The sequence below is a fragment of the Thauera sp. WH-2 genome, assembly GCF_048321015.1.
In the GTDB taxonomy this organism is placed as follows: domain Bacteria; phylum Pseudomonadota; class Gammaproteobacteria; order Burkholderiales; family Rhodocyclaceae; genus Thauera.
This window is the reverse complement of sequence record NZ_JBLWFG010000003.1, coordinates 318,274-342,459: the sequence shown is the minus strand read 5'-3', so window position 1 is coordinate 342,459 and position 24,186 is coordinate 318,274. Positions and strand designations below refer to the sequence as shown.

Here is a 24,186-nt window from a genome sequence, read left to right as displayed (position 1 = left end):
CCTTTCTCCGCGAGTCATCGTGACCCACTTCCCCCGAGCTGGTCGCCACCCGGCGCGCCCACCCCATTCCGTTCGTAAGCTCAGTCGTGATCCGTACTCGGCTATGCCGCACCTTGCGCCCGACAGTCTCGCCTACGCGCTCACCCGTGCTGCACGATTGGTGGCAGTGGTGCTTGAAGGTGGCAATCTGACCGATGCGTATGAACGCATGCGGGATGAGGAGCGTGACTGGTCAGATGCGGCCCGTGGTGCGATCCGGGATCTGGCGTGGAGCACCCTGCGGGCTTTCCGCAGTGGCTCCGTGGTGCTCGACCGGCTGACGCACACCTTGCCTGCCCCGCCCATACACGCATTGCTCCTGATAGCGCTGAATCGTTTGCGCCAGCGTCCCGAGCAGGCGCACACCATCGTCGACCAAGCGGTACAGGCGGCGGCGGTGTTGATGCCGGGACTCAAGGGCATGGTCAATGGCGTGCTGCGTAATGCGCTGCGCCAGCACGACCAATGGGAGGGCTGGATCGCGGCCGATCCCGAGGCACGCCATGGCGTGCCATCGTGGTGGATCCGTCGGCTTCAGGCAACGCAGGCCGATGCGTGGGAGGCTGCGCTGGCCGCTGGCAATATCCGCCCGCCCATGGCGCTGCGCGTGAACCTGCGGCGCACGACGCTCAAGGCCTGTCTCGCTGACCTTGGTGCAGCGGGCGTCGAGGCTCGGGTGCTCGGCAACCAGGCGCTCCTGCTCGCCGACCCGGTCGCGGTCGGTGTATTGCCCGGTCATGCGGAGGGCAGGGTCTCGGTCCAGGATGCGGGCGCGCAATGGGCTGCGCAGCTGCTTGCTCCGACCCCGGGGGCGCGCGTACTGGACGCCTGTGCGGCACCCGGAGGCAAGGCAGCGCATCTGCTCGAATCCGTGGATGTCCAACTGCTCGCATTGGAACTCGATCCGGCGCGTGCGCGCCGGATCGAGCACAACCTGCAGCGGCTCGGGCTGAACGCAGAGGTCAAGGTTGCGGACTGTCGCGACCTGCAGCGGTGGTGGGACGGCAAGCCGTTCGACTTCATCCTGGCCGATGTGCCCTGCTCCGCCTCTGGCGTCGCTCGCCGACACCCGGACATCAAGTGGCTGCGCCGCGAAACCGACATTGCGCAGTTCGCTGCGCAGCAGTCCGAAATCCTCGAAGCGCTTTGGCAGACCCTGGTTCCGGGTGGCAGAATGCTCTACGTCACCTGCTCGGTCTTCGATGAAGAGAACGCCGGGCAGATCGCCCGCTTCTGTGCACGCCACGGCGATGTGCAGCGCGAACCCATCCAGGGACGACCGGATCTGCAGCTGCTGCCCAATGCCGAACATGACGGCTTCTATTACGCGCTTCTCCGCAAGCAGGCCTGAGCGCCTGCTTGCGGGCATTTTGCTTGCCGCCCTGCTCGTGCTGCTGCCCTGGGGCGCACAAGCAGAGACACGCATGCGCACCGGTGAGATCGTGCGCGGTGATACGGGCTATGTGCTGAACGCCGACATTGAGCTCGACCTCAACCCGCGCCTGCTTGATGCGGTATCGCGCGGGATTTCGTTGTATTTCACCACCGAGCTGGTTATCGAGCGGCCGCGCTGGTACTGGCTGAACAAGGCGGTGGTGGAACGCAGCCTCGATTACCGTCTGTACTACCATGCGATCACGCGAAGCTACCGGCTCTCGGTCGGCAGCATCCACCAGAGCTTCGACGACCTCGAGAGCGCGGTCCGCACGATGACGCGTATTCGCAATTGGCATGTTGCCGATTTTGATGTGCTTGAGGCGGGTGTCTCGCACGAGGTTGCGATCCGCTTCCGCCTCGATACCTCGCAACTACCCAAGCCTTTTCAGGTGACGGCCATTGGCAGCAGCGACTGGAACGTAGGCACCGAGTGGCTCCGGTGGACCTTCCTGCCAGGCGTTCCGGGGTTCCGATGAAACGCATACTGCTCGTTGTCGCGGCCTCACTGGCAGGGATCTCGCTGTTCCTGCTCACTTCCGCGAGCGCCAACACCGAGTTCTTCGCCAGCAGCTATCCCTTCCTGATCGCGCTTAATGGCGCGATGGTGGTGGTGCTGGCTGCACTCGTGGGCCTGCAGCTGCGCCAGCTCCTGCGCGAGTACCGTGCGCAACAGTTCGGTTCGCGGCTCAAGATGCGGCTCGTGCTGATGTTTGCCCTCATGGGGCTGGTGCCAGGGCTGGTCATCTATGGCGTTTCAATGCAGTTCGTCGTGCGCTCGATCGAGTCCTGGTTCGACGTGCGTGTGGACGCTGCGCTCGAGGGGGGGATCGGACTGGGGCAGAACGCGCTCGACTACCTCAGTGGTCAGGTGCGCGACAAGGCGGACGAGATGGCCCTCGAGCTCGAGGGTGCGGGGCAGGGCGCAGCCACTCGTCTGAACCGGCTGCGTGAGCAGGCGGGCATCAGCAGTGCGACCATTCTCTCCCCGACCGGCCAGGTGCTTGCCACTGCGGCCGAGAGCGGGCAGGACCTGATTCCGGCTGTACCCGACAGCTATGCCCTGCGCCAGGCGCGGCAGAGCCGCCATTATCAGCATGTGAGCAGCGAGGCCGATGGCCGCCTGGTCATCAGCGTGGTGACACCGCTTCCACTGCGAACGCTTGCGGGCGAGGCCAACCTGCTCATGTTGCGCCAGCCTGTGCCGGAGTCCTTCGGACGGAACGCGGAGGCGGTGCAGGAAGCCTATCGCGAGTATCAGCAACTCACCCTGGGGCGGAGTGGGCTCAAGCGGATCTACACCGTCACGCTGAGTCTGGCGCTGTTGCTCGCACTGTTCGGCGCGCTCGCGGTCGCGGTGCTGATCGCGCGCCGGCTCGCGGCGCCTTTGTTGATCCTCGCCGAAGGCACGCAGGCAGTGGCGCAGGGTGATTTCCGCCCTCGTCAGGCGCTGCCCGCGAGCGATGAGCTGGGGGTACTCACGCAGTCCTTCAACCGCATGACCCGCCAACTGCAGGACGCGCGCGCAGCGGCCGATAGCCATCGTTCGGAGGTGGAGTCCGCGCGCGCGTACTTGGAGTCGGTGCTCGCCAACCTGTCGACCGGCGTGCTCGCCTTTTCGGCCGACGGCTTCCTGCGTGCAGCCAACCACGGCGCCCTGCAGATTCTGGAGGACGACCTGGCCGGCTTCGAGAGCCTCGCACTTGCGGACTGGCCGCGTCACGCTGCGTTGCGTGAGGTGCTGCGCGATGGCTTCGCCCGCCACGAAGGCGACTGGCAGACGCAGATGGACCTGCCGGTGAAGGACAGCACGCCGCGCACGCTACTCATCCGCGGCTCCCGGCTTCCAGCCGGAACTGGCGGGGGCCTGGTGGTCGTGTTCGATGACATCTCCAGCCTGGTGACGGCGCAGCGCACCGCCGCGTGGGGCGAGGTGGCCCGGCGACTCGCCCATGAGATCAAGAACCCCCTCACCCCCATCCAGCTCTCGGCAGAGCGGCTCGCGTTCAAGCTCTCCGACCGGCTGGATGACAGCGGGCGCGAGATGCTTGAGCGGGCGACCACGACGATCGTGAATCAGGTCGAGGCGATGAAGAATCTCGTCAACGCCTTCCGTGACTATGCGCGCCTGCCTGCGCCCGACCTTTCGCCGATCGACCTCAACGGGCTCATTCGCGAGGTGCTCCATCTGTACGAGAGCGCGGCGGTCCAGATCCGCACCGAACTGGCGTCCGGCCTGCCATTGGTGCAGGGTGACCCGACCCAGATCAGACAGGTGATCCACAATATGTTGCAGAATGCACAGGATGCCTTGTCTGCACGGGATGATGGCGTGATCACGGTCGCCACCCGACGCGACGGTGCGCGCGTTGTGCTTCTCTTCCGCGACAATGGCCCGGGGTTTCCTGCCGAGGTGCTCGCCCGTGCCTTCGAGCCGTACTTCACCACCAAGTCGCGCGGTACCGGCCTGGGGCTGGCGATGGTGAAGAAGATCGTGGATGAGCACGGGGGGGATGTCCGGCTCACCAACCGTGAGGAAGGTGGTGCGGAAGTGCGCATCCGGTTGCGTAGTGCCGAAAACAAAGAAGCTTGACGAACACAATGGCAAAAATACTCATCGTTGACGACGAAGTCGGCATCCGCGAACTGTTGTCCGAGATCCTCCGCGACGAAGGTCACGACATCCTCCTGGCCGAGAATGCCGCTGCTGCACGCGCAGCACGCAATGCGGTGCGGCCCGACATGGTGTTGCTCGATATCTGGATGCCGGACACCGATGGCATCACGCTGCTCAAGGAATGGGCCGCGAACGGACAGCTCAACATGCCGGTCGTGATGATGTCGGGGCACGGCACCATCGACACTGCTGTGGAGGCGACCCGGATCGGTGCGATCGACTATCTCGAGAAGCCGATTGCGCTGCAGAAGCTGCTCGCGGCGGTCAAGCGCGGGCTGCAACGTCCGATGGCGCCGGGGGCTCCCGCACCGCTCACGCTGGCAGCCTTCACACGCTCGGTGCCGCTGCGTGAACTGCGACGCAGGGTGGAGCAGATTTCTGGCAGCTCGCGCGTGCTGCTGCTCCGCGTTGGCACTGGCAGCCTCGCAGAGCTCGTTGCCCGCAGCGTTCAGGCGACAAACGCCCCATGGCTGGATCTGTCTCTTGTCACTGCGCCGCTGGACATCAGCCAACTGCAATCCGCGCATGGTGGCATCCTGTTCGTCCCGGAGCTTGCGCGGCTGTCGCGCGCGCAGCAGAAGAACCTCGCTTTCGCGCTGGATCGGCTTGACCGTTATGACCAGCGCCTGGTGGTGGCGACCGAGCGCAGCCACGATGCGCTTGCCGGCGAGGGCTGGGAGGACGGGTTGCTTGCCCGCCTGTTCGAGGTCAGCCTTGCACCGCCCTCGATTGCCGACGTGCGTGACGATCTTCCCGAACTGGCGAGCCAGCTCCTGCTGCACCTGGTCGAGGCGGGCGAAGTACCGCTGCGCCGCTTCTCCACGGCGGCCCTGAACCAGCTGCGCAATCTGCCTTGGCCCGGCGGTTATCCCGAACTGCGTGCCGCGGTGAAATCACTTGCGCTCGGCACCCTGGAGGAAGAGGTCGGTGCTGCAGAGGTGCGGCGACTGTTGCCGCCGGATCTTGCCGGCGGTGGCTGCGGGGTGTCGCTGGACCAGCCCTTGCGCGAGGCGCGAGAAGCCTTCGAACGCATGTATTTCGAGCATCATCTGCGCCTCGAGGGGGGCAACATGACCCGCCTGGCTGAGAAGACGGGGCTGGAGCGCACCCACCTGTACCGCAAGCTCAAGCAACTTGGCTTGCAGGCAGGCCGCCGCCATGAGGAAAGCTGAAGGAGCTCTGCGCAGTACTTTCTGCTGCGCTGCAACAACATGGTGGCTCCGTCCCCGCCGCGCGCGTAGAATCGGCCTCCTGCAGACGATCCGGAATCCCTTCGCGTGAAGATCATCATCCTCGGTGCTGGCCAGGTCGGTGCCTCCGTGGCCGAAAACCTCGTGTCCGAGGCGAACGACATCACGCTCGTCGACACCAGCGAGGAGTACCTCGCCGCACTGCGCGAACGCCTCGAGGTGCGTACCGTGTGCGGCAATGCAGCATCTCCGCGCGTGCTCAGAGAGGCGGGCGCAGACGACGCGGACTTGCTGATTGCGGTGACGCAGTCCGATCAGACCAACCTGTGCGCCTGCCGTATCGCCAAGGCGTTGTACAACCTGCCCACGCGAATTGCGCGCCTGCGTTCGACGGATTACGTCGATCACCCGGAGTTGCTGGGCGAGGAGAACTTTTCGGTCGATTTTTCGATCTGCCCAGAGCAGGTGGTCACTGACTACATCAAGCGGCTCATCGCCTTTCCGGAGGCGCTCCAGGTACTGGAGTTCGCCGATGGCGTGGTCAGCCTGATCTGCGTGCGCGCCTTCGAGGGGGGGCCGCTGGTCGGCCACCCGCTAAAGGCGCTGCGCTTTCACCTCCCCAACGTCGAGGTCCGCATCGCGGCGATCTACCGTAACGGCAACCCGATCATGCCCGAGGGCGACACCATCATCCTGCCTGGTGACGAGGTGTTCTGCCTGGCGGCGACGGTGCACATCCGCAAGGTCATGGGCGAACTGCGCCGCTCCGATCGACCGATGCGGCGGGTGATGATTGCCGGCGGGGGCAACATCGGGTTCCGCCTCGCCCAGTCGATCGAGGAAAACTATCACGTCAAGATCCTGGAACTGAACCGCACGCGTGCAGAAATGCTCGCCTCGCAGCTATCGCATGCGCTGGTGTTGCGTGGCGACTCGACCGACGAAAAGCTGCTCGAGAACGAAGGCATCGATGAAACCGACCTCTTCGTCGCGCTCACCAACGACGAAGAAGACAACATCATGGCGGCGTCGCTGGCCAAGCGCATGGGTGCGCGGCGCACGCTGGCCCTGATCAACCGCAAGAGCTACGTCGATCTGGTGCAGGGCGGACCGATCGACATTGCCATCTCGCCCGCGCACACCTCGATCGGAACACTGCTCGCACATGTGCGGCGTGGCGACGTGGTGGCGGTGCACAGCCTGCGGCGCGGTGCCGCGGAGGCGCTGGAGATCATCGCGCACGGCAGTCGCAAGGACTCCAAGGTCGTCGGGCGCGCGATCGAGGAGATCGCGCTGCCGCGCGGCACCAGCATCGGTGCGATCGTGCGCGATGAGAAGAACGAGGAGGGACGCGTGGTGCGCCGTGCCGTGGTGATGCCGCACCACGATACGGTGATCGAGGAAGACGACCATGTCATCGTCTTCTGCACCAGCAAGAAGCTGGTGCAGAAGGTGGAGAAACTCTTCCAGGTGGGATTCCACTTCCTCTGACATGCCTGCCCAGATGCGTGCCTACAATCCCGCGCTCAACGCGCTGGGCCTGATCATCATGATCTTCGGTCTGCTGATGGGCTTTCCGCTCGCGGTATCGGCCTGGCTTCAAGATGGGGCGACGCTCGCCTATGACCAGGGGCTGTTCGTCACCTTCGTGTGCGGGTTGCTCCTGTGGGCGTTCACGCGTGCTCACCGGCGCGACCTGCGCGTGCACGATGGCTTCCTGCTCGTCGCTGCCACCTGGGTGGTGCTACCCCTGTTCGGGGCGCTGCCGTTACTCGCCTACCTCCCTGAGCTCGGCTTCACGGACGCCTATTTCGAGGCCGTCTCCGGACTCACGGCCACCGGCGCGACCGTGCTCACCGGGCTGGACGACCTGCCGGTGTCGATCAACCTGTGGCGCACCTTCATGCACTGGGTGGGCGGCATGGGGGTCATCGTCCTGGTGGTTGCAATCCTGCCGCTGCTTGGTATCGGTGGACGACAGCTCTACAAGGCCGAAGTGCCCACGCCGATGAAGGACTCCAGTCTCACGCCACGCATCGCCGAGACGGCCAAGGGCCTGTGGCTCTCCTACGTGCTGTTGACCGTGGCCTGCGGTTTCAGCCTGTGGTGGGTGGGCATGGATACCTGGGATGCCGTCATCCACGCGTTCACGGTCGCAGGACTGGGTGGCTTCTCGAGCAAGGACGCTTCGATCGGGCATTTCGACAGTCTGCGCATCGAGGTGGTGGTAATCGTGTTCGCGCTACTGGCGGGCCTGAACTACGCGACCCATTACATGGCGCTGGTGCGGCGCTCGATCCGGCCCTACTACCGCGATCCGGAAATCCCCTTCTACTTTGGCGTGCTTGGCGTCAGCGTCGCCATGCTGACCGCGTTCCTGCTCGCCGAGGGCGAGTTCAACGAGATCGGTGAGGCGCTACGCTACGTCGCCTTCCACGTTGTCTCCATCTCCACCTCCCTTGGCCTGTCGACCTACGATTACACGCTGTGGCCCATGTTCGCCCAGCTCTGGCTGCTGTTTCTCGGCAGCTTCATTGCCTGCTCCGGATCCACCGGCGGCGGCATCAAGATGATGCGGGCGATCATCCTGTATAACCAGGTCTTCCGCGAAATCGTGCGCTCGTTGCACCCGAACGCGGTGCGACCCGTGCGCCTGGGCCGTACGCCGGTATCCGAGAACATCCTGCACGCGGTGCTGGGCTTCAGTTTCATGTACATGGTCAGCATCGTGAGCCTGACCCTGGTGCTGTCGGCGAGTGGGCTCGAGTTGGTCACCGCCTTCTCCGCGGTGGTGGCCTGCCTCAACAACACCGGACCTGGCCTCGACATGGTGGGACCGGCGTCGAACTACCAGTCGCTCGACGCCTTCCACAAGTGGGTGCTGTCTTTCACCATGATCCTCGGGCGACTGGAAATCTTCACCTTTCTGGTCGTGCTGACCCCGACCTTCTGGCGCCGCTGAACGCCAGTAACCCGTCCGATTGACTCGCGACAAGCCCCGGATGCGTCCAGAGCGGCGATAATCACGCCTTCAGCCCGATTGCAGAACAAAGAGGACTCGACGTGAGCAACCTGAAAAACGACACATTCCTGCGCGCCTTGCTGCGTCAGCCCACCGAATACACGCCGGTCTGGCTGATGCGCCAGGCAGGCCGCTACCTGCCCGAGTATTGCGAAACGCGCCGTCGCGCCGGCAATTTCCTCAATCTGTGCAAGAGCCCGGCCATGGCCTGCGAAGTGACGCTGCAACCGCTGGCGCGCTACGATCTGGATGCCGCGATCCTGTTCTCCGACATCCTCACCGTGCCCGATGCAATGGGGCTGGGCCTGTATTTTGCCGAGGGCGAGGGGCCGCGTTTCGAGCGACCGCTCAAGGACGAGTGGGAGATCCGCAACCTCACTGCGCCGGATCCGCATGCCGAGCTTCAGTACGTGATGGATGCGGTGAGCGAGATCCGCCGTGCGCTCGACGGCAGCGTGCCGCTGATCGGCTTCTCCGGCAGCCCGTGGACGCTTGCCTGCTACATGGTCGAGGGCGGCTCCTCCGACGACTACCGCAAGGTCAAGTCGCTCGCCTACAGCCGCCCGGACCTGATGCACCATATCCTCGACGTCACCGCGCAGGCAGTGGTGAAGTATCTGAACGCGCAGATCGAGGCGGGCGCCCAGGCGGTGATGGTGTTCGACTCCTGGGGTGGCGTGCTGTCCGAGGCGGCGTATCGCGAATTCTCGCTGCGCTACCTCGAGCAGGTCGTCGCCGGCTTGATCCGTGAGCGCGACGGTCAGCGTGTGCCGAGCATCGTCTTCACCAAGGGCGGTGGCCTGTGGCTGGAGTCGATCGCTGCGATCGGCTGCGACGCGGTCGGCCTCGACTGGACCATGGACATCGGCCGCGCGCGTCGCCTCGTGGGCGACAAGGTGGCGCTGCAGGGCAATCTCGACCCCAACGTGCTCTTCGCGCCGCCCGAGGCGGTTGCAGCCGAGACGCGCCGCGTGCTCGATGCTTTCGGCAACCACTCTGGCCACGTCTTCAACCTCGGCCACGGCATTTCTCAGTACACGCCGCCCGAGAACGTGAACGTGCTGGTCGACACGGTGCACGCGTACAGCCGCGAGGTTCGCGCTCGCGGGTGAGTCTGCGCAGCGGCGTTTCGCAGATGCGGAACGCCGCCTGTCAAGCAAGAAATCGTGCTTTCGAAACTTGACTTATGCACATCCGTGCGTTCCGTAACCGGCTGCAGTCCGATATTCAAGCATTATGCGTAGGAATTTATAAGCCATTGAAAAATAAGAAATAATATTTCGCATAATGTTAAGGCAATGTGACTGAAAGCCTTATGCCACGCCACTTTCAGGCGGATTCACCCAGCTTTCCCACATACTTGTCCACAGGTTTTGTGGACAAGGGCAAAGCGCCTTTGTTGCCCAGAGACTTGACCGCTGTTTCGTCCACGCCGCCTTACGAAATGCGCGTAAACAGCTGATCGAAAGGCAATTTCCTCCCCCTGTAGATCCACCCATGGCCATCGTCCGCGTCGCCTTGCCGATTCCGCTGCCACAGGCGTTCGATTACCTGGCACCGGAAGCGACCGTCGCAGATATCGGACGCTGCGTGAAGGTGCCCTTCGGGCGCGGAGATCGTAGCGGGCTGATCGTCGGACTCTGCGACGAGGCGGAGGTCGATCCGGCCCGCCTGAAGGCGGTCCATCACATCCAGCGCGGCGTGCCACCCCTGCCGCCCGACTGGCTCGAGTTGGTGGGCTTCGTCGCGCGCTACTATCACGCCCCGCTGGGCGAAGTGGTCGCGCTTGCGCTGCCGCCCGGGCTGCGTCGAGCCGATGGGGTGAGTGATGCCGACGACGACCCGCTGCTCGATATCGCTGCCCAGGGCCAGTCCGCACTTGACAGCGGGCGGCGTGCAAGCAAGGCGCTTGCGCTGCTGCAGTCGCTGGTGGGCAGCGAGGGACCCTGGCGGCGTAGCGTCATCCGCGCCATGGCCGGCGGGGAAATGATCGGTGAGCTGCTGCGGCGCGGGTGGCTGGCGCCCGTCGTGCCCGAGCGTGCCGCACCGGCTCATGGCACAGGCGTCCTGCCGGCCCTGACTGCCGAGCAGTCGTGCGCGGTCGAGTCGATCCTCGGTGGCGGGGCGGGCTTCCGGCCTTGGCTGCTGCATGGGGTCACGGGCAGCGGCAAGACGGAGGTCTACTTGCGCCTGGCCGCGCAGGTCCTGGCGCAGGGCCGCCAGGTGCTGATGCTGGTGCCAGAAATTGCTTTGACGCCGCAGCTCGAACAGCGGGTCGCCCAGCGCTTCGCGGCTGCCAACGTGGTCAGCCTGCATTCCGCGCTGGCCGATGGTGCCCGCTCGCGCGGCTTTGTGCAGGCGCTGAGCGGACGCGCCGATATCGTGCTCGGCACCCGCCTGGCGGTGTTTGCCCCATTGCCCCGGCTCGGGTTGATCCTGGTGGACGAGGAGCATGATGCCTCCTACAAGCAGCAGGAGGGCGTGCGTTACTCTGCGCGCGACGTGGCCGTGTGGCGTGCACGTCAGCGCGGCGTCCCGGTCGTGCTCGGTTCGGCGACGCCTTCGCTGGAGACGTGGTTTCACGCGAGAAGCGAACGCTATGCCCTGCAGACGCTGCGTCAGCGTGCGGTGGCGGCTACATTGCCGGTGGTGCGCTGCATCGACACCCGGCGGCTGAAGCTTGACGAGGGCCTGAGCCCCGCACTGCAGGCAGCGATCGCACAGCGCCTGACGCGGGGTGAACAGAGCCTGGTGTTCCTCAACCGCCGGGGCTACGCGCCGGTGCTGTCATGCCCATCCTGCGGCTGGGTCAGCCGCTGTCCTCATTGCACTGCGAACCTCGTCGTGCACCTGGCCGACCGCCGCCTGCGCTGCCACCACTGTGGCTGTGACGGGCCCATCCCGCATGTCTGCCCGAGTTGCGGCAATCAGGACATCCAGCCCTTTGGCCGCGGCACGCAGCGCATTGAGGCGCGCTTGGCCGAGCTGTTCCCGCAGGCGCGCGTGTTGCGGGTTGACCGAGATGCCGCGCGCACCCGCGCGCAATGGGAAAAACTGCTCGACACCATCGCTGCCGGCGAGGCCGACATCCTCGTCGGCACGCAGATGATGGCCAAGGGGCACGATTTCCCCAAGCTGACCTTGGTGGGTGTGATTGGCGCCGATGCCTCGCTGCATGCCGCCGATTTCCGCGCCCCTGAGCGCCTGTTTCAGCAGTTGATGCAGGTGGGTGGGCGTGCGGGCCGGGGTGCCCTGCCGGGCGAGGTGCTGATCCAGACCGAGTACCCGCTGCAGCCGCTCTATCAGTATCTCGCCCGCCACGATTTCGACGCCTTCGCGCGCATGGCGCTGCAGGAGCGTCGCGCGGCGGGCTTCCCGCCTTTCACGCACCAGGCCATGCTACGCGCGGATGCGCCGGCGCTGGAGGAGGCGGTACAGTTCCTGCGTCATGCCCGCCGCCTGGCGGAAGAGCGTGCGCCGGAAGGGCTGCGCATCTACGATCCAGTGCCGATGCGCATGACCCGGCTCGCGCGGCGCGAGCGTGCACAGCTGCTGCTCGAGGCAGATGGCCGCGGTGTGCTGCAGAACTTTCTTGCCGACTGGGTAGCCGTGCTCTATCGACAGCGAACTGTGCGTGCGCTGCGCTGGCAGCTCGACGTCGATCCGCTGGACGTCTGACTCAGGCGCCTGCTGCCGGCCACAGCCAGGCTGCACCGCGCACACCCGAGGCATCCCCGTGCCGTGCCGGCAGCAGGCGCGTGTCCACGCGGTCGGAAAACACATGCACGCGCCACTTCTCCGGCACATTGCGATAGAGCCGCCCGATGCATGACAGGCCGCCGCCCAGCACGATTACGTCCGGGTCGAGCAGGTTGATCACCCCCGCCAGCGCGCGCGCGAGCCGGTCCTCATAGCGGGCGAGGGTGGATGCGCACAGCCGGTCGCCGGCTTCGGCGGCGCGAACGATTGTGGGCGCATCGAAAGCTTCGCCGCCATGGCGCAGATGATCGGCCGCCATTCCCGGTCCGGAGAGATAGGTTTCGATGCAGCCCCGGCGCCCGCAATAGCAGGCGGGCAGGGGGAGGTCGTCGCCGGCAGGAAGCGGCAAGGGATTGTGCCCCCACTCGCCGGCGATCGCGTTCGCACCGGTGAGCAGCCGCCCATCCAGCACGATGCCGCCACCCACGCCTGTGCCGAGAATCACCCCGAACACCGTGCGGAGCCCGGCACCTGCCCCATCGGCAGCTTCGGACACCGTGAAGCAGTTGGCGTCGTTGGAAAGGCGCAGCGGACGGGCGAGCAGGGCTTCGAGGTCCTGCTGCAAGGGCCTGCCGTTGAGGCAGGTCGAGTTGGCATTGCGGATCCGCCCGTCTACCGGGGAGGGCGAACCGGGGATGCCGATGCCGACGGTCGCCCTCCTGCCCGTGCTGTGCTCGGCCTCCTCGACCAAGGCGGCGATGGTCCGCAGGGTCGCGGAGTAGTCCCCTTGCGGCGTGGGAACGCGCCTGCGCCAGCATGGCTCGCCGTCCTCACGCAGGACGACGATCTCGATCTTGGTTCCGCCCAGATCAATGCCGATGCGCGCGGGCCGCATGTTCAAGGTGCCCTCAGCAGGAGGAGGCGGAGATCTCCGCGTAACGGTCCATCGCCTCTTCCCTGCTGCGCGAGGTCACACCCAGATCCCGCACCAGGCCGTCCTGCAAGCTGTAGCACCAGCCGTGCACGCTGACGTCCTGGCCACGCTGCCAAGCCTCGCGGAGAATCGAGGTCTGACATACGTTGACGACCTGGTGCATGGCGTTGAGCTCACACAGGCGGTCGGCACGCATCGCGCTGTCTTCGATCTGGCCCAGCTGGTCGAGATGGCGGTCACGTACATCCTGGATGTGGCGCAGCCAGTTGTCGGTCAGGCCAGTGGAAACGTCGTTGATCGCTGCCTTGACGCCACCGCAGCCGTAGTGGCCGACGATCAGGATGTGCTTTACGCGCAGCACGTCGACCGCGTAGTGGATCACCGACAGCGCGTTGAGATCGGTGTGCACGATCACGTTGGCGATGTTGCGATGCACGAACACCTCGCCCGGCGCCAGTCCGACCACCTGGTTTGCAGGTACGCGACTGTCCGAGCAGCCGATCCACAGGTACTCGGGTGATTGCTGCTTGACCAACCGGCTGAAGAACTCCGGATCTTCCTCGCGCATGCGCTCGGACCATTGCTTGTTGTTGGCGAAGAGGTGTTCGATCGTCTTGGGCATCTCGGGCTCGGAGAAACGCGGGTGAATTGGGTTATTCATAATTATGAAGAAGTCGCTGTGGTCTTGCCAGCCAGCCGTGCCGGATCCGTGGTGCCGGAACGGATCTGCACCTGGCCCGGTCCATGACCGATAACGATGGTTCACATTGCTCACTGAATGCGCGAAAGTGCCTACCCCTACCCCTTTCCAGAACACGTCACCCAGGAGCCTACGCATGAACATCCGACACGCCCGTTCCCTCGTCGCCATCTGCCTGATGGCGGCCTTTGCCGATGGTCGACAGGACACGGGTGAACGCGAACATGTACGCAAGGTGGCAGAGTCGCTCGGTCGTGACATCGAGATTGATTTCATTTCCTTGTATCAGGAGGTGCTGCTTGGCCGCGTGAGTTTGGAAGATGTCGTGGCCGAGCTGGACGAACCGGGGTTGCGGCAGCTCGCGTTCGAGCTCGCGGTGGGTGTGTGCGAGGCGGATGGCCGCCACAGTGCAGAGGAAACCGCTTTCCTTGGCCGCCTGTCCGCGGCGCTTGGACTGGCGGCCGGCAGCGCCGAGGCTTTCATCCACGAGGCCGAGGCGGTGGCCGAGGCGCCCGAAACCGGGGCGTTGATCGAGCTGCCCGGCTTCGACCTGCAGGTCAGGCCCGATGCTGAAGGAGCCGGACCACGCGTCGCCGCTGCCGACGCGCCCGACGAGGCCGAACTGGACCGCATGATCCTCAACGCCGCCATCCTCAATGGCGCACTGGAGCTGCTGCCGCAGTCCATGGCCTCAATGGCGATCATTCCGCTGCAGGTCCGGCTCGTGTACCGGATCGGGCAGGCGCACGGTCAGGAACTCGATCGCGGCCATATCAAGGACTTTCTTGCCACCATTGGCGTCGGCATGACCGGGCAGTACGTCGAGCAGTTCGGCCGCAAGCTCATCGGCGGCCTGCTCGGCAAGGTGCTGGGTGGTGCAGGGCGCGCGATCGGTAGCCAGGCGACCGGTTCTGCGTTCTCCTTCGCGACCACCTGGGCGATCGGCAAGGTGGCGAGGCAATACTACGCTGGCGGGCGAACCCTGGACGCAGCAGGGCTCAAGCAGTCCTTCGCCGACGTGTACGCGCAGGCTCGGTCGCTGCAGGCGCGCTACGCGCCCGAGATCGCACAGCGCGCGCGCACGCTGGACCTCGGGCAGCTGACCGCCGAGCTGCGTGGACGATAACGCGGCCTGTGCTCGATCCGTTCATGTCCTGTTCAGATGCGGAGGGCTATATTCGAGGCAGGTGATCGCGGGTGGCTTCACGGCCGCCGTGATCGTGACGTGTAGCGATTCATGAGGAGTCGATCATGCTCAGAAGAACCATTGGATTGTCTGCGCTGCTCGTAACCCTGCTGGCTTCGGGTTCGAGTGTGCTGGCTGCCGAGCCAGTGCCCGAGGCGATGTTCGGTAGCCAGCTGATGACCGAGCAGGAGCGCACCGTGTATCGCGGGCGCATGTGGGCGGCGCAGAGTGACGAGGAGCGCGCAGCGATCCGTGCCGAGCACCACGAACAGATGCGTGCCCGTGCCGCAGAGCGCGGTGTAAGCCTGCCGGAAGTGCCGCCCGCGGTCGGCGCCGGAATGGGGCCCGGGCGTGGCGGCCCGCAGGGCCCCGCGCGCGGGCCGGGTCGGGCTGCAGCGCAAGGCGTTGATCCGGGTGCCGGAGCAGGTGTCGGCCCTGGCCGAGGCATGGGGCCGGGGCAGGGCATGGGACCTCGTCAGGGCGCTGGTCCCGGGGATGGCAGAGGGCCGATGGGGCCGGGTCGCAGCCGCTGAACACGGACGCCGCTGATGCCGCATCCGTGGGTACGCAGTCGAGCCCTGCACGGGACGTGCGCGGCCGCCTTCGCGGCGCTTCTGCCGTGGGGTGCGCTGTATGCGGGCGATGATGACCATGAGCGCGCTCGCCAGGCCTTCGAAGCGGGCGAGGTGATGCCGCTGCGCGCCGTGCTCGAGCGGGTTGAGGGCGCTTATCCGGGCGAGATCCTTGAGGTCGAGCTCGATCGTGAGGAAGGCGTCTGGGCCTACGAGATCAAGCTGCTGCGCAAATCCGGTGATGTGCTCGAACTCGAGCTCGATGCGCGTGATGGGCGGGTCTTGGGGGTACGTGGACGCGACGTGCGCCCGGGTGACAGAAACCGGAACGACGACTGATGCGCATCCTGGTTGTCGAAGACGAACCGACGTTGGCCGTGCAGCTCTCCACCGCGCTGGTGTTGGCTGGCTATGCGGTCGACAGGGCGGCTGACGGACGCGAAGCGGCCTACATGGGCGAGGCCGAGCATTACGACGCCATCGTCCTCGATCTGGGACTGCCTGTGATCGACGGGCTCACGGTGCTCAAGCGCTGGCGCGCGGAAGGGCGCACGATGCCCGTGCTGATCCTCACCGCTCGTGGTGACTGGGCCGAGAAGGTGGCGGGCATCGATGCCGGTGCGGACGATTACCTCACCAAGCCCTTTCACATGGAAGAGTTGCTTGCCCGTATCCGCGCGCTGATCCGTCGTGCGGTGGGTCAGGCGAGCGCCGAGATCCGGTGCGGCCCCCTGGTGCTCGATACGCGCAGCGGACGTGTCGCCGTCGAGGGCCAGCCCTTGAGCCTGACCAGCCACGAATTCCGCGTGCTCGCCTATTTGATGCACCACGCGGGTGAGGTCGTCTCGCGCACCGAGCTCACCGAGCACATCTACGCGCAGGATTACGACCGCGATTCCAATACGATAGAGGTGTTCGTGGCCCGCCTTCGCAAGAAGCTGCCGCTCGGCCTGATCGAGACCGTGCGCGGGCTTGGCTATCGCATCGCGGTGCCGGAGTGAGGGGCGTGTCGTCCGCGGCAGCTGGCTCTCTGCGTTTGCGCCTGCTTGCAGGCACGCTGGTGTGGGTGTTGCTCACCGTCGTCGTGGCAGGCTGGGCATTGGGGCGGCTGTTCGATGAGCATGTCGACCGCCAGTTTCGGGTTGAGTTGCGCATGCACCTGGCACAGCTCGCTGCGCAGCTCATGATCGACGCCGAAGGGCGCCCGGCGTTGCGGACCCCGCTCAGCGACCCGCGCTTCGTGCGTCCCTCTTCCGGGCTGTACTGGCAGGTGGATGTGCTGGTGCCCGAGTCACGGCAGGCTGTGCTGCGTTCGCGGTCGTTGTGGGACGTCGTCCTTTCCGTACCGCAGGACCTGCCTGCCGCAGGGGTGTTTCATTCGCACCGGATCGAGGGGCCGGATGGCGAGCCCTTGCGCTTGATCGAGCAGATGCTGTACCCAGCGGAGCAGCCCGAGATGACGCTGCGCGTCATCGTCGCGGCAAACGCCGCCCTCGTGGAGGAACCAGTGGCACGCTTCAATCGCCTGCTTGCGATTGCTCTCGGTGTGCTTGCGGGCGGGCTCGTGCTTGCGGCGCTGGTGCAGGTACGGGTCGGCCTGCGTCCGCTGGTGCGCCTGCGCGACGGCCTGGCCGCGGTGCGTGCAGGGCGTAGTGCGGCGCTCCAGGGCAGCTTCCCGGCCGAGGTCCAGCCCTTGGTTGAGGAGTTCAATGCCGTGCTCGCACGCAATGCCGAGGTGGTCGAGCGCGCCCGCACCCAGGCCGGCAACCTCGCCCATGCGGTCCGGACGCCACTCACGGTGCTCGCCAACGCTGCTGCGTCATCAGCGGATGAGCGCGGCGACCCCGCGCTTGCGCGGCTCGTGCGCGAACAGGTCGCGCTGGCCCATACCCAGGTCGACCACCATCTCGCGCGTGCGCGCGCTGCAGCGGCGGTCGGCGCGACCGGCCAGCGTACGCCCCTGCGTCCGGTACTGGAGGGGCTGTTGCGCCTGATGGCGAAGGTGCATGCAGAGCGAGGGTTACGGCTATCGCTGTCCTCCTGCGATGCGGCGTTGGCCTTTCGCGGCGAGACACAGGACCTGCAGGAAATGCTCGGCAACCTCATCGACAACGCCTGCAAGTGGGCAGCACACCGGGTCGAGATCAGCGCGGACGTGGACCTTGGGCGACTACGGGTCAGCATCGATGACGACGGCCCGGGCCTGGACGAAGCGGTCCGTGAGGCCGTGTTCGCGCGTGGTGTGCGAGCCGATGAGCACATCCCCGGCTTCGGCCTGGGGCTTTCGATCGTGCGTGACCTCGCTCAACTCTACGGGGGCGAGGTTCATCTGGAGCGCTCGCCGGCGGGTGGGGCGCGTGCGGTGCTGCACCTTCCCACCCCGATGTGACACTGGAGCGTCGAGGTCGCTTGCATACCGGCTTTAAAAGTGAGTAAATACTCACTCACTACGAACCCGATGCCGAGTATCGCCCATGAGCTCCCGACACCTTCCTGCAGACGAGCGCCGTAGCGTGACGGTCGAAACCGTGATTGAGCTCGCCGCGGAACAGAACCCCAGCGAGATCACCACCGCCGCGATCGCCGAGCGCATGCAGCTCACCCAGGGCGCCCTGTTCCGCCACTTCCCCACCAAGGAGGCGCTGTGGACCTCGGTGATGGAGTGGGTGGCCGATCGGCTGATGGCGCGTATCGAACGTGCTGTCGAGCAGGCGCCCGGCCCGCTTGCGGCGCTGCGTGCGATGTTCCTCGCCCATGTCGGCTTCGTGATTGAGCACCCGGGGGTGCCGCGCATGATGTTCGGCGAATTGCAGCGTGCCCAGGCGAGTGCGCCCAAGCGCATGGCGCAGGCCTTGATCCGGCGTTACGGTGAGCGTGTGCGCGCACTGCTTGAGGCGGGACAGCAGGCGGGCGAGGTGGCGCACGGTATCGACCTTGATGCGGCGGCCACGCTCTTCGTGGGCACCATCCAGGGGCTGGTGATGCAGTCGCTGCTCGCCGATGACCATGGGCACATCGACCGCCAGGCGCCGGCGGTGCTCGAACTCTATTTGCGCGCCATCCGGAGCGGATCATGAAGAACTGGTTCTCCCGCCACGCCCGCCTGCTCGGGCTGCTCGCGGTGCTGGTGCCGCTGATCGCGCTGCTGGCCTTCGTGGCGCTGCGCGCGGGGCCGCTCGCCGCGGTGCCGGTCACGGTGGCGAAAGTGGATGCGCAGCCCCTGGCGCCGGCCCTGTTCGGTATCGGTACGGTGGAGGCGCGCTTCACGCACCGCATCGGGCCGACCTTCGCGGGCCGCCTGCGCACGGTGGCGGTGCAGCCCGGTGATGTGGTCAGCGCCGGACAGGTGCTGGGCGAGATGGACCCGGTTGATCTGGAGGAGCGCCTGCTTGCCCAGGAGGCGGCGCTGCGCCGGGCGCAGGCCGGGGTGTTGAGCGCCGAAGCGCAGCTGCGCGAGGCGTTGGCGCGCAAGACCTTTGCCGAAGCGCAGGCAACGCGCTATGCGCGGCTGCTCGAGTCGAACAGCGTCAGCCGCGAGGCCGCTGCAGCCAAGCGCCAGGAGGGGGATGCCGCCCGCGCCGGGCACCAGGCGGCGCAGGCCGGGCTGGACGCCGCAAGGCACGAGCTCGACCGCCTGCGTGCCGAGCGCGATGCGCTGCGCACGCAGCGAGCGAACCTGCGCCTGCTCGCGCCGGTTGCCGGTCTCGTGGTGCGTCGCGAGGCGGACCCGGGCACCACCGTGGTTGCAGGCCAGGCGGTGGTGGAAGTGGTGGAGCCCGATCAGGTGTGGATCAGTGCGCGTTTCGACCAGCAACGCGCGAGCGGCCTCGCCGCCACGTTGCCAGCGAGCATCGTGCTGCGCTCGCGTGCCGATGAAGCATTGCCGGGCACAGTCGCTCGTGTCGAGCCGATGGCCGATGCGGTGACCGAAGAGGTGCTCGCCCGCATCGGCTTCGAGCGCCTGCCGGCGCCGCTGCCGCCGCTGGGTGAGCTTGCCGAGCTCACCGTGTCGCTGCCGGCGCTGCCCGAGCGGCCGGTGGTGTCGAACGCCTCGGTGCATCGCGTGGACGGCCGGCTGGGCGTGTGGACGGTGGACGACGCGGGTGCGCTGCGGTTCGTGCCCGTTCGCCTCGGGCGCAGCGATCTCGACGGTCGGGTGCAGGTGCTCGATGGCCTGTCGGGCGGCGAGCGAGTGGTGGTCTACAGCCAGAAAGCGCTCGCCGCCGGCACGCGTATCGAGGTGGTTGAGCGCATCCCGGGGCGCGCGTCATGATCAGCCTCGCCGGACGCGACATCCTGCATGGCTGGGGCAAGTTCGTGTTCACCGGTATCGGGCTGGGTCTGCTCATCGGCGTCACACTGACCATGGCCGGCGTCTATCGCGGCATGGTAGACGATGCCCGGGTGCTGCTCGACAACAGCGGCGCCGACCTCTGGGTGGTGCAGCAGGACACGCTCGGCCCCTATGCCGAATCGTCGAGCGTGCAGGACGATGTCTGGCGCAGCATCGCCGCCATGGAGGGCGTTGAGCGGGTGGCCAACATCACCTATCTCACCATGCAGGTGCGGCTGACCGGGCCGAGTGCGCGCGACGTGCGCGCCATGGTGGTGGGCGTCACCCCCGACGGCCCCGGACATCCGGGGCAGCCGGTGCATCTGGTTGCAGGGCGTCATATCACGCGCAGCCATTACGAGGCGGTGGCCGATGTCGCGACCGGTTTCGCGCTCGGCGACACCATCCGCGTCCGCCGCAACGACTACACGGTGGTGGGGCTCACCCGGCGCATGGTGTCCTCGGGCGGCGATCCGATGGTCTTCATCCCGCTCAAGGACGCCCAGGAGGCCCAGTTCCTCAAGGACAACGACGCCATCGTGCGCCAGCGTGCGCGCACCGCACGGAATCCGGCGCTCAACCGCCCCGGCGTACCCGGCCTGCTTGATGCGGTGATCGCCTCGCAGAGCACCAATCCCTACGTCAATGCAGTGCTGGTGCAACTGACGCCGGGCTACGACCCCGAGCGTGTCGCCGAACCCATCCGGCGCTGGCAGCGGCTTACGGTCTATACGCGGGCGCAGATGGAAGAGATCCTCATCGCGAAGCTGATCGCCACCTCGGCGCGTCAGATCGCGATGTTCCTCGTGATCCTTGCGGTCGTCAGCGCGGCGATCGTGGCCTTCATCATCTACACGCTCACGCTGGGCAAGATCCGCGAGATCGCGGTGCTCAAGCTCATCGGCACGCGCAATCGCACGATTGCCGCCATGATCCTGCAGCAGGCCGTGGGCTTGGGCCTGATCGGCTTCGTGGTGGGCAAGATCGCAGCGACCTTCTGGGCGCCGGCGTTTCCCAAGCACGTGCTGCTCGAGACCGGCGACACGGTGCGCGCGCTGGTCGCGGTGGTGGTGATCTGCGTGCTCGCCAGCGTGCTCGCGATCCGGGCCGCATTGCGGGTGGATCCGGCCGAGGCGATCGGAGGCTGAAATGAAACAGAATACCCAGGCCGCGCGGGGGATCCGCATCGAAGGCTTGCGAAAGCGCTACGGCAGCGGGGACACCGCGGTGGAGGCACTCCGGCAGGTCGACATGGCGGTCGCGCCCGGCGAGGTGGTCGGCCTGATCGGGCCGTCGGGGTCCGGCAAGAGCACCCTGCTCAAATGCCTGGGCGCGGTGATCGAGCCCACTGCCGGGCGCATGACGCTGGGCGACGAAACCATCTACGACGATGGCTGGCGGATTGGCGACCTGCGCGCGCTGCGCCGCGATCGCATCGGCTTCGTGTTTCAGGCGCCGTACCTGATCCCCTTTCTCGACGTCACCGACAACGTTGCCCTGCTGCCGATGCTGGCCGGGCGGCCGAACGCCGAGGCCCGGCGGCGCGCGGTGGAGCTGCTCGAGGCGCTGGACGTCGGCCATCGCGCCCGCGCCATGCCCTCGCAACTCTCCGGAGGGGAGCAACAGCGCGTAGCGATTGCCCGCGCCCTGGTCAGCCGCCCGCCGGTGATCCTGGCCGACGAGCCAACCGCGCCGCTCGATAGCGAACGCGCGTTGAGCGTGATCCGCATCCTGAACCGCATGGCGCGCGAGTACGACACCGCCATCGTCGTCGTCACCCACGACGAGAAGATCATCCCCACCTTCCGCCGTATCTATCACATCCGGGACGGGCGCACCCACGAGGAGACGGGCGAGGGACGGTCGGTCGAGTGATGGTTCGTTCGCGCGTGACGACGCTTGTGGCGGCGCGTGGCGGACGCTGTGCGCTAGATGTAGGTGGCTGGTCGCTTGGGTGCGTGGCGCGTGTGCAGTGAGAGGCCGAGGGCCGCCATGTGGTGTGAATTGCGCCCCAGAATGGTCTTGGACAGCGGGAGGAACTCGTTCTCCTCCAGTTCCGCGTGGGCCTTGTAGCGTGCGACCAAGCGTTCCACCTCGGCGATTTCCAGGCGGCTGTCCTGGCCCTTGGCAACACGCTTGAGTTCCGGTTCCAGGCGTTTCCAGCTCGCTTCCAGTTCGCGGTGCTCGTCGGTGAGGCGCTTTGCGAGCGCCTTCACCTGGTCGTACTCAGCGCCCTTTTCGGCGCTTGCCAGCACGGCCGGAAACAGTTCGCGCTCCTCGTCCTGGTGGTGCTCGAAGATGGCTTCGCGAAAGAACTCCAGTGCCTTGGCAGCGATCTCGCGAGCGCGCGAGGCGGCGTCGAGCAGTGCGGGCAGTTCGCCCAGCATGTCCAGCCTCTTGAGAATTCCCGAATGGCATTCGGAAAATTCGTTGATCGGTTGCTTGTTTGCATCGTCGGACGGGGTGGTCATGTGGGTCTCCCCAGAGTTCGTCGGGTCGTGGTGGCCAGCCGTGCCTGGCCGGTCAGTTGCGCGTCATCAGGTTCGGCAGCCAGGTCGAGATCTCCGGCACGGCCGCGATCAGCACCAGCACCAGCAGCACGACCAGAAGGAAGGGGACGGTTGCCTTGAACAACGGACCCATGCGGATGTCGGCCTGCACCATGGCGATGTAAAGGCCGGGGCCGACCGGGGGCGTCACCAGGCCGATCACCGTGGCCACCGTGCACACCACGCCGAAATGGATGGGGTCGATGCCCAGGCTGGTCACCACCGGCATCAGCAAGGGGACGACTACGATCAGCACGCTGATGCTCTCGAGGAACATGCCGAGCAGCATCATCAGCGCGATCACCAGCAGCAGGAACACGAAGGGTGAATCGGTCAGGCCCTGCATGAACTCGACGACCATGTCCGGCACGCCCTGGAAAGCGAGCACCCAGCTCAGTACCGAAGCGGCGGCGATCAGGCCGGTAATGGTTGCAGTGTTGACGCCGACATCGAGCAGGATCTTGCCGAGGTCCCGCACCTTGATCTCGCGGTAGAACAGGCCAAGGGTGAGCGCCATGACGGCAGCCACCGCACCGGATTCTGTCGGTGTCATCACGCCGGCCATGATGCCGCCGATCACCACCAGCGGAATCAGTCCGGGTACCAGACCCTCGATGAGGATCCGTATCGAGGCCGCCCTTCCGCTGCGTTCGCCAGCAGGCAGGCCGGGCCCGAAGAAGCCGAACAGCAGGATGACGAACGCAAGCCCTGCGATCAGGAGCATGCCGGGCACGATTCCGGCGATGAATAGAGGCGCGATCGGCTGCACCGCAACCACACCGTAGATGATCATCAGCATGGAAGGCGGGATGATGGGACCGAGCAGGCCCGCCGAAACGGTGACGGCGCCGGAGAATGCGCGGTCGTAGCCCAGGCGTTCCATCGCCGGAATCATGACCTTGCTCATCACGCCGATCTGGGCGACTGCGGAGCCGAGAATCGATGCGGCCATGGCGTTCGTAAACAGGTTGGCGTACGCCAGGCCGCCTTTGAGGCGCCCGACCAGCACTTCGGCTACGGCGATCAGGCGCTGGGTAAGACCGGCCTTGTTCATGATCTCGCCCACGAGCAGGAAGAGCGGGATGGCGAGCAGGCTGTTGATCTCGAGCGCGCCGTAGAGCTGGATCGGGATCGAATCGAACAGCACGGCAAGGTCGCTGGTCGCCATGAAGACCACCGCCGAGATCAGGATCGTGCCGACGATGGGCACGCCCGCGAAAAGCAGGATGAAGAAGACGATCAGGGTGGTCATCTGGCGGCTCCGGTGAAAGCTGCACGCGTCTCACGCAGGACTGCGGCGAACTGATGCAAGGTCATCGTTGCCATCGCGGCAGGTAGCACGGAATAGTTGTACCAGCGCGGCAGCTGGGTTGTGGCGCCCAGCTCCATGCGCACGTCCGGGCGGCTCACCCACTCCACGCCGAGCCAGCACAGGAATGCGAACAGGCCCATCATCACCACACCGGCGAGCGCAAGCAGCAGGTGGCGCATGCGCTCGGGCAGGGCCTGCGGCAGAAAGTCGATGGAAACGAGCTGGCTGTGGTGCACGAGTAGCGAGAGGCCGAACAGCGTCGCGAACACGAGCAGTTGGACCGAAATCTCCTCAGCCCAGAACAGCGGGGCGCTGAGGAAATAGCGCATGAATACCTGCGTGGTCATGATGCAGGCGATTCCGCTGGTGAGCGCGATCACGAGCCAGCGCTCGATCGTGGCCAGGCTGCGGTCGATTTTCTGTATCTGGGCAAACATCGCGAGAACTCCCGAGGGGGGTGCGATCGTGCGGAGCGTGCCCGGAGAGCCCGCTCCGCACCGTACATCACGGATCTGGCGCGTGTGCGTCAGACAGTGCGG

The 24,186-nt window shown here is 66.1% G+C and carries 22 protein-coding genes; 17 read left to right on the top strand and 5 right to left on the bottom strand.

The genetic code is table 11. From position 1 onward, the window contains the following. The first annotated feature begins 103 nt into the window (after positions 1–103). The 8 genes from rsmB (at position 104) to ACNKW1_RS08105 (ending at position 12,040) form a co-directional block, all read left to right on the top strand. Positions 104–1,390: a 16S rRNA (cytosine(967)-C(5))-methyltransferase RsmB gene (gene rsmB, locus ACNKW1_RS08140; protein WP_418364077.1), complete on the top strand. Its 1,287-nt coding sequence runs from the start codon at positions 104–106 to the stop codon at positions 1,388–1,390. Further along, positions 1,341–1,952 carry a DUF4390 domain-containing protein gene (locus ACNKW1_RS08135; RefSeq protein WP_418364076.1) on the top strand — a complete coding sequence of 204 codons (612 nt, stop codon included), beginning with the start codon at positions 1,341–1,343 and terminating at the stop codon, positions 1,950–1,952. Before rsmB ends, ACNKW1_RS08135 begins: the two co-directional genes overlap by 50 nt. Next, positions 1,949–4,066: an ATP-binding protein gene (locus tag ACNKW1_RS08130; RefSeq protein WP_418364075.1), complete on the top strand. Its 2,118-nt coding sequence runs from the start codon at positions 1,949–1,951 to the stop codon at positions 4,064–4,066. Before ACNKW1_RS08135 ends, ACNKW1_RS08130 begins: the two co-directional genes overlap by 4 nt. 8 nt (positions 4,067–4,074) lie before the next feature. Next, the gene (locus tag ACNKW1_RS08125) at positions 4,075–5,322 is read left to right on the top strand and encodes a sigma-54-dependent transcriptional regulator (RefSeq protein ID WP_418364074.1); all 1,248 of its coding nucleotides are present in this window, start codon (positions 4,075–4,077) and stop codon (positions 5,320–5,322) included. Positions 5,323–5,427: 105 nt separating this feature from the next. Further along, positions 5,428–6,831 carry a Trk system potassium transporter TrkA gene (gene trkA, locus ACNKW1_RS08120; protein ID WP_418364073.1) on the top strand — a complete coding sequence of 468 codons (1,404 nt, stop codon included), beginning with the start codon at positions 5,428–5,430 and terminating at the stop codon, positions 6,829–6,831. 13 nt (positions 6,832–6,844) lie between these two features. Continuing rightward, positions 6,845–8,302, top strand: a complete 1,458-nt coding sequence (locus tag ACNKW1_RS08115) for a TrkH family potassium uptake protein (RefSeq protein WP_418364095.1) — start codon at positions 6,845–6,847, stop codon at positions 8,300–8,302. Positions 8,303–8,403: 101 nt separating this feature from the next. Beyond that, a complete protein-coding gene (hemE, locus tag ACNKW1_RS08110; RefSeq protein WP_418364072.1) occupies positions 8,404–9,474 on the top strand; it encodes a uroporphyrinogen decarboxylase in 1,071 nt (356 codons plus the stop codon). 385 nt (positions 9,475–9,859) lie between these two features. After that, the gene (locus ACNKW1_RS08105) at positions 9,860–12,040 is read left to right on the top strand and encodes a primosomal protein N' (RefSeq protein WP_418364071.1); all 2,181 of its coding nucleotides are present in this window, start codon (positions 9,860–9,862) and stop codon (positions 12,038–12,040) included. Between the two features lies 1 nt (position 12,041). Here the strand turns inward: ACNKW1_RS08105 and ACNKW1_RS08100 are convergent, their stop codons facing one another. After that, positions 12,042–12,956: an ROK family protein gene (locus ACNKW1_RS08100; RefSeq protein WP_418364094.1), complete on the bottom strand. Its 915-nt coding sequence runs from the start codon at positions 12,954–12,956 to the stop codon at positions 12,042–12,044. Positions 12,957–12,969: 13 nt separating this feature from the next. Further along, entirely contained in the window at positions 12,970–13,617 is a 648-nt protein-coding gene (gene can / locus ACNKW1_RS08095; RefSeq protein ID WP_418364070.1) for a carbonate dehydratase, read from the bottom strand. Between the two features lie 214 nt (positions 13,618–13,831). Between can and ACNKW1_RS08090 the strand changes: the two genes are divergently transcribed. The 9 genes from ACNKW1_RS08090 (at position 13,832) to ACNKW1_RS08050 (ending at position 21,661) form a co-directional block, all read left to right on the top strand. Then, the gene (locus ACNKW1_RS08090; protein ID WP_418364069.1) at positions 13,832–14,821 is read left to right on the top strand and encodes a YcjF family protein; all 990 of its coding nucleotides are present in this window, start codon (positions 13,832–13,834) and stop codon (positions 14,819–14,821) included. Positions 14,822–14,946: 125 nt separating this feature from the next. Continuing rightward, complete coding sequence (locus tag ACNKW1_RS08085; protein WP_418364068.1) at positions 14,947–15,414, top strand: hypothetical protein; 468 nt, start codon at positions 14,947–14,949, stop codon at positions 15,412–15,414. A gap of 15 nt (positions 15,415–15,429) precedes the next feature. Then, complete coding sequence (locus ACNKW1_RS08080; RefSeq protein WP_418364067.1) at positions 15,430–15,792, top strand: PepSY domain-containing protein; 363 nt, start codon at positions 15,430–15,432, stop codon at positions 15,790–15,792. Further along, positions 15,792–16,454 carry a response regulator transcription factor gene (locus ACNKW1_RS08075; RefSeq protein ID WP_418364066.1) on the top strand — a complete coding sequence of 221 codons (663 nt, stop codon included), beginning with the start codon at positions 15,792–15,794 and terminating at the stop codon, positions 16,452–16,454. Before ACNKW1_RS08080 ends, ACNKW1_RS08075 begins: the two co-directional genes overlap by 1 nt. Positions 16,455–16,459: 5 nt before the next feature. Next, positions 16,460–17,842, top strand: a complete 1,383-nt coding sequence (locus ACNKW1_RS08070) for a sensor histidine kinase (protein ID WP_418364065.1) — start codon at positions 16,460–16,462, stop codon at positions 17,840–17,842. Between the two features lie 85 nt (positions 17,843–17,927). Continuing rightward, positions 17,928–18,530 carry a TetR/AcrR family transcriptional regulator gene (locus tag ACNKW1_RS08065; protein WP_418364064.1) on the top strand — a complete coding sequence of 201 codons (603 nt, stop codon included), beginning with the start codon at positions 17,928–17,930 and terminating at the stop codon, positions 18,528–18,530. Then, positions 18,527–19,726, top strand: a complete 1,200-nt coding sequence (locus ACNKW1_RS08060) for an efflux RND transporter periplasmic adaptor subunit (RefSeq protein ID WP_418364063.1) — start codon at positions 18,527–18,529, stop codon at positions 19,724–19,726. Before ACNKW1_RS08065 ends, ACNKW1_RS08060 begins: the two co-directional genes overlap by 4 nt. Then, positions 19,723–20,934, top strand: coding sequence for an ABC transporter permease (locus ACNKW1_RS08055; protein WP_418364062.1), 1,212 nt, complete (start codon positions 19,723–19,725; stop codon positions 20,932–20,934). The genes ACNKW1_RS08060 and ACNKW1_RS08055 overlap by 4 nt, the downstream gene beginning before the upstream one ends. A gap of 1 nt (position 20,935) precedes the next feature. Continuing rightward, on the top strand, positions 20,936–21,661 hold the full coding sequence (locus tag ACNKW1_RS08050) for an ABC transporter ATP-binding protein (RefSeq protein WP_418364061.1): 726 nt from the start codon (positions 20,936–20,938) through the stop codon (positions 21,659–21,661). A gap of 53 nt (positions 21,662–21,714) precedes the next feature. Here the strand turns inward: ACNKW1_RS08050 and ACNKW1_RS08045 are convergent, their stop codons facing one another. The 3 genes from ACNKW1_RS08045 to ACNKW1_RS08035 are packed head-to-tail and all read right to left on the bottom strand — an operon-like array spanning position 21,715 to position 24,084. Beyond that, positions 21,715–22,257 carry a hemerythrin domain-containing protein gene (locus tag ACNKW1_RS08045; RefSeq protein ID WP_418364060.1) on the bottom strand — a complete coding sequence of 181 codons (543 nt, stop codon included), beginning with the start codon at positions 22,255–22,257 and terminating at the stop codon, positions 21,715–21,717. 52 nt (positions 22,258–22,309) lie between these two features. Then, positions 22,310–23,587, bottom strand: coding sequence for a TRAP transporter large permease (locus tag ACNKW1_RS08040; protein WP_418364059.1), 1,278 nt, complete (start codon positions 23,585–23,587; stop codon positions 22,310–22,312). Continuing rightward, the gene (locus tag ACNKW1_RS08035) at positions 23,584–24,084 is read right to left on the bottom strand and encodes a TRAP transporter small permease (protein WP_418364058.1); all 501 of its coding nucleotides are present in this window, start codon (positions 24,082–24,084) and stop codon (positions 23,584–23,586) included. The genes ACNKW1_RS08040 and ACNKW1_RS08035 overlap by 4 nt, the downstream gene beginning before the upstream one ends. Positions 24,085–24,186 lie beyond the last annotated feature (102 nt).

What these genes read in the sequence shown, in the direction of transcription:
- rsmB (WP_418364077.1), top strand. Translation starts at nt 104, where the DNA reads ATGCCGCACCTTGCGCCCGACAGTCTCGCCTACGCGCTCACCCGTGCT.
- ACNKW1_RS08135 (WP_418364076.1), top strand. Translation starts at nt 1,341, where the DNA reads ATGCCGAACATGACGGCTTCTATTACGCGCTTCTCCGCAAGCAGGCCT.
- ACNKW1_RS08130 (WP_418364075.1), top strand. Translation starts at nt 1,949, where the DNA reads ATGAAACGCATACTGCTCGTTGTCGCGGCCTCACTGGCAGGGATCTCG.
- ACNKW1_RS08125 (WP_418364074.1), top strand. Translation starts at nt 4,075, where the DNA reads ATGGCAAAAATACTCATCGTTGACGACGAAGTCGGCATCCGCGAACTG.
- ACNKW1_RS08115 (WP_418364095.1), top strand. Translation starts at nt 6,845, where the DNA reads ATGCGTGCCTACAATCCCGCGCTCAACGCGCTGGGCCTGATCATCATG.
- ACNKW1_RS08105 (WP_418364071.1), top strand. Translation starts at nt 9,860, where the DNA reads ATGGCCATCGTCCGCGTCGCCTTGCCGATTCCGCTGCCACAGGCGTTC.
- ACNKW1_RS08100 (WP_418364094.1), bottom strand. Translation starts at nt 12,956, where the DNA reads ATGCGGCCCGCGCGCATCGGCATTGATCTGGGCGGAACCAAGATCGAG.
- can (WP_418364070.1), bottom strand. Translation starts at nt 13,617, where the DNA reads ATGCCCAAGACGATCGAACACCTCTTCGCCAACAACAAGCAATGGTCC.
- ACNKW1_RS08090 (WP_418364069.1), top strand. Translation starts at nt 13,832, where the DNA reads ATGAACATCCGACACGCCCGTTCCCTCGTCGCCATCTGCCTGATGGCG.
- ACNKW1_RS08085 (WP_418364068.1), top strand. Translation starts at nt 14,947, where the DNA reads ATGCTCAGAAGAACCATTGGATTGTCTGCGCTGCTCGTAACCCTGCTG.
- ACNKW1_RS08080 (WP_418364067.1), top strand. Translation starts at nt 15,430, where the DNA reads ATGCCGCATCCGTGGGTACGCAGTCGAGCCCTGCACGGGACGTGCGCG.
- ACNKW1_RS08075 (WP_418364066.1), top strand. Translation starts at nt 15,792, where the DNA reads ATGCGCATCCTGGTTGTCGAAGACGAACCGACGTTGGCCGTGCAGCTC.
- ACNKW1_RS08065 (WP_418364064.1), top strand. Translation starts at nt 17,928, where the DNA reads ATGAGCTCCCGACACCTTCCTGCAGACGAGCGCCGTAGCGTGACGGTC.
- ACNKW1_RS08060 (WP_418364063.1), top strand. Translation starts at nt 18,527, where the DNA reads ATGAAGAACTGGTTCTCCCGCCACGCCCGCCTGCTCGGGCTGCTCGCG.
- ACNKW1_RS08055 (WP_418364062.1), top strand. Translation starts at nt 19,723, where the DNA reads ATGATCAGCCTCGCCGGACGCGACATCCTGCATGGCTGGGGCAAGTTC.
- ACNKW1_RS08050 (WP_418364061.1), top strand. Translation starts at nt 20,936, where the DNA reads ATGAAACAGAATACCCAGGCCGCGCGGGGGATCCGCATCGAAGGCTTG.
- ACNKW1_RS08045 (WP_418364060.1), bottom strand. Translation starts at nt 22,257, where the DNA reads ATGACCACCCCGTCCGACGATGCAAACAAGCAACCGATCAACGAATTT.
- ACNKW1_RS08040 (WP_418364059.1), bottom strand. Translation starts at nt 23,587, where the DNA reads ATGACCACCCTGATCGTCTTCTTCATCCTGCTTTTCGCGGGCGTGCCC.
- ACNKW1_RS08035 (WP_418364058.1), bottom strand. Translation starts at nt 24,084, where the DNA reads ATGTTTGCCCAGATACAGAAAATCGACCGCAGCCTGGCCACGATCGAG.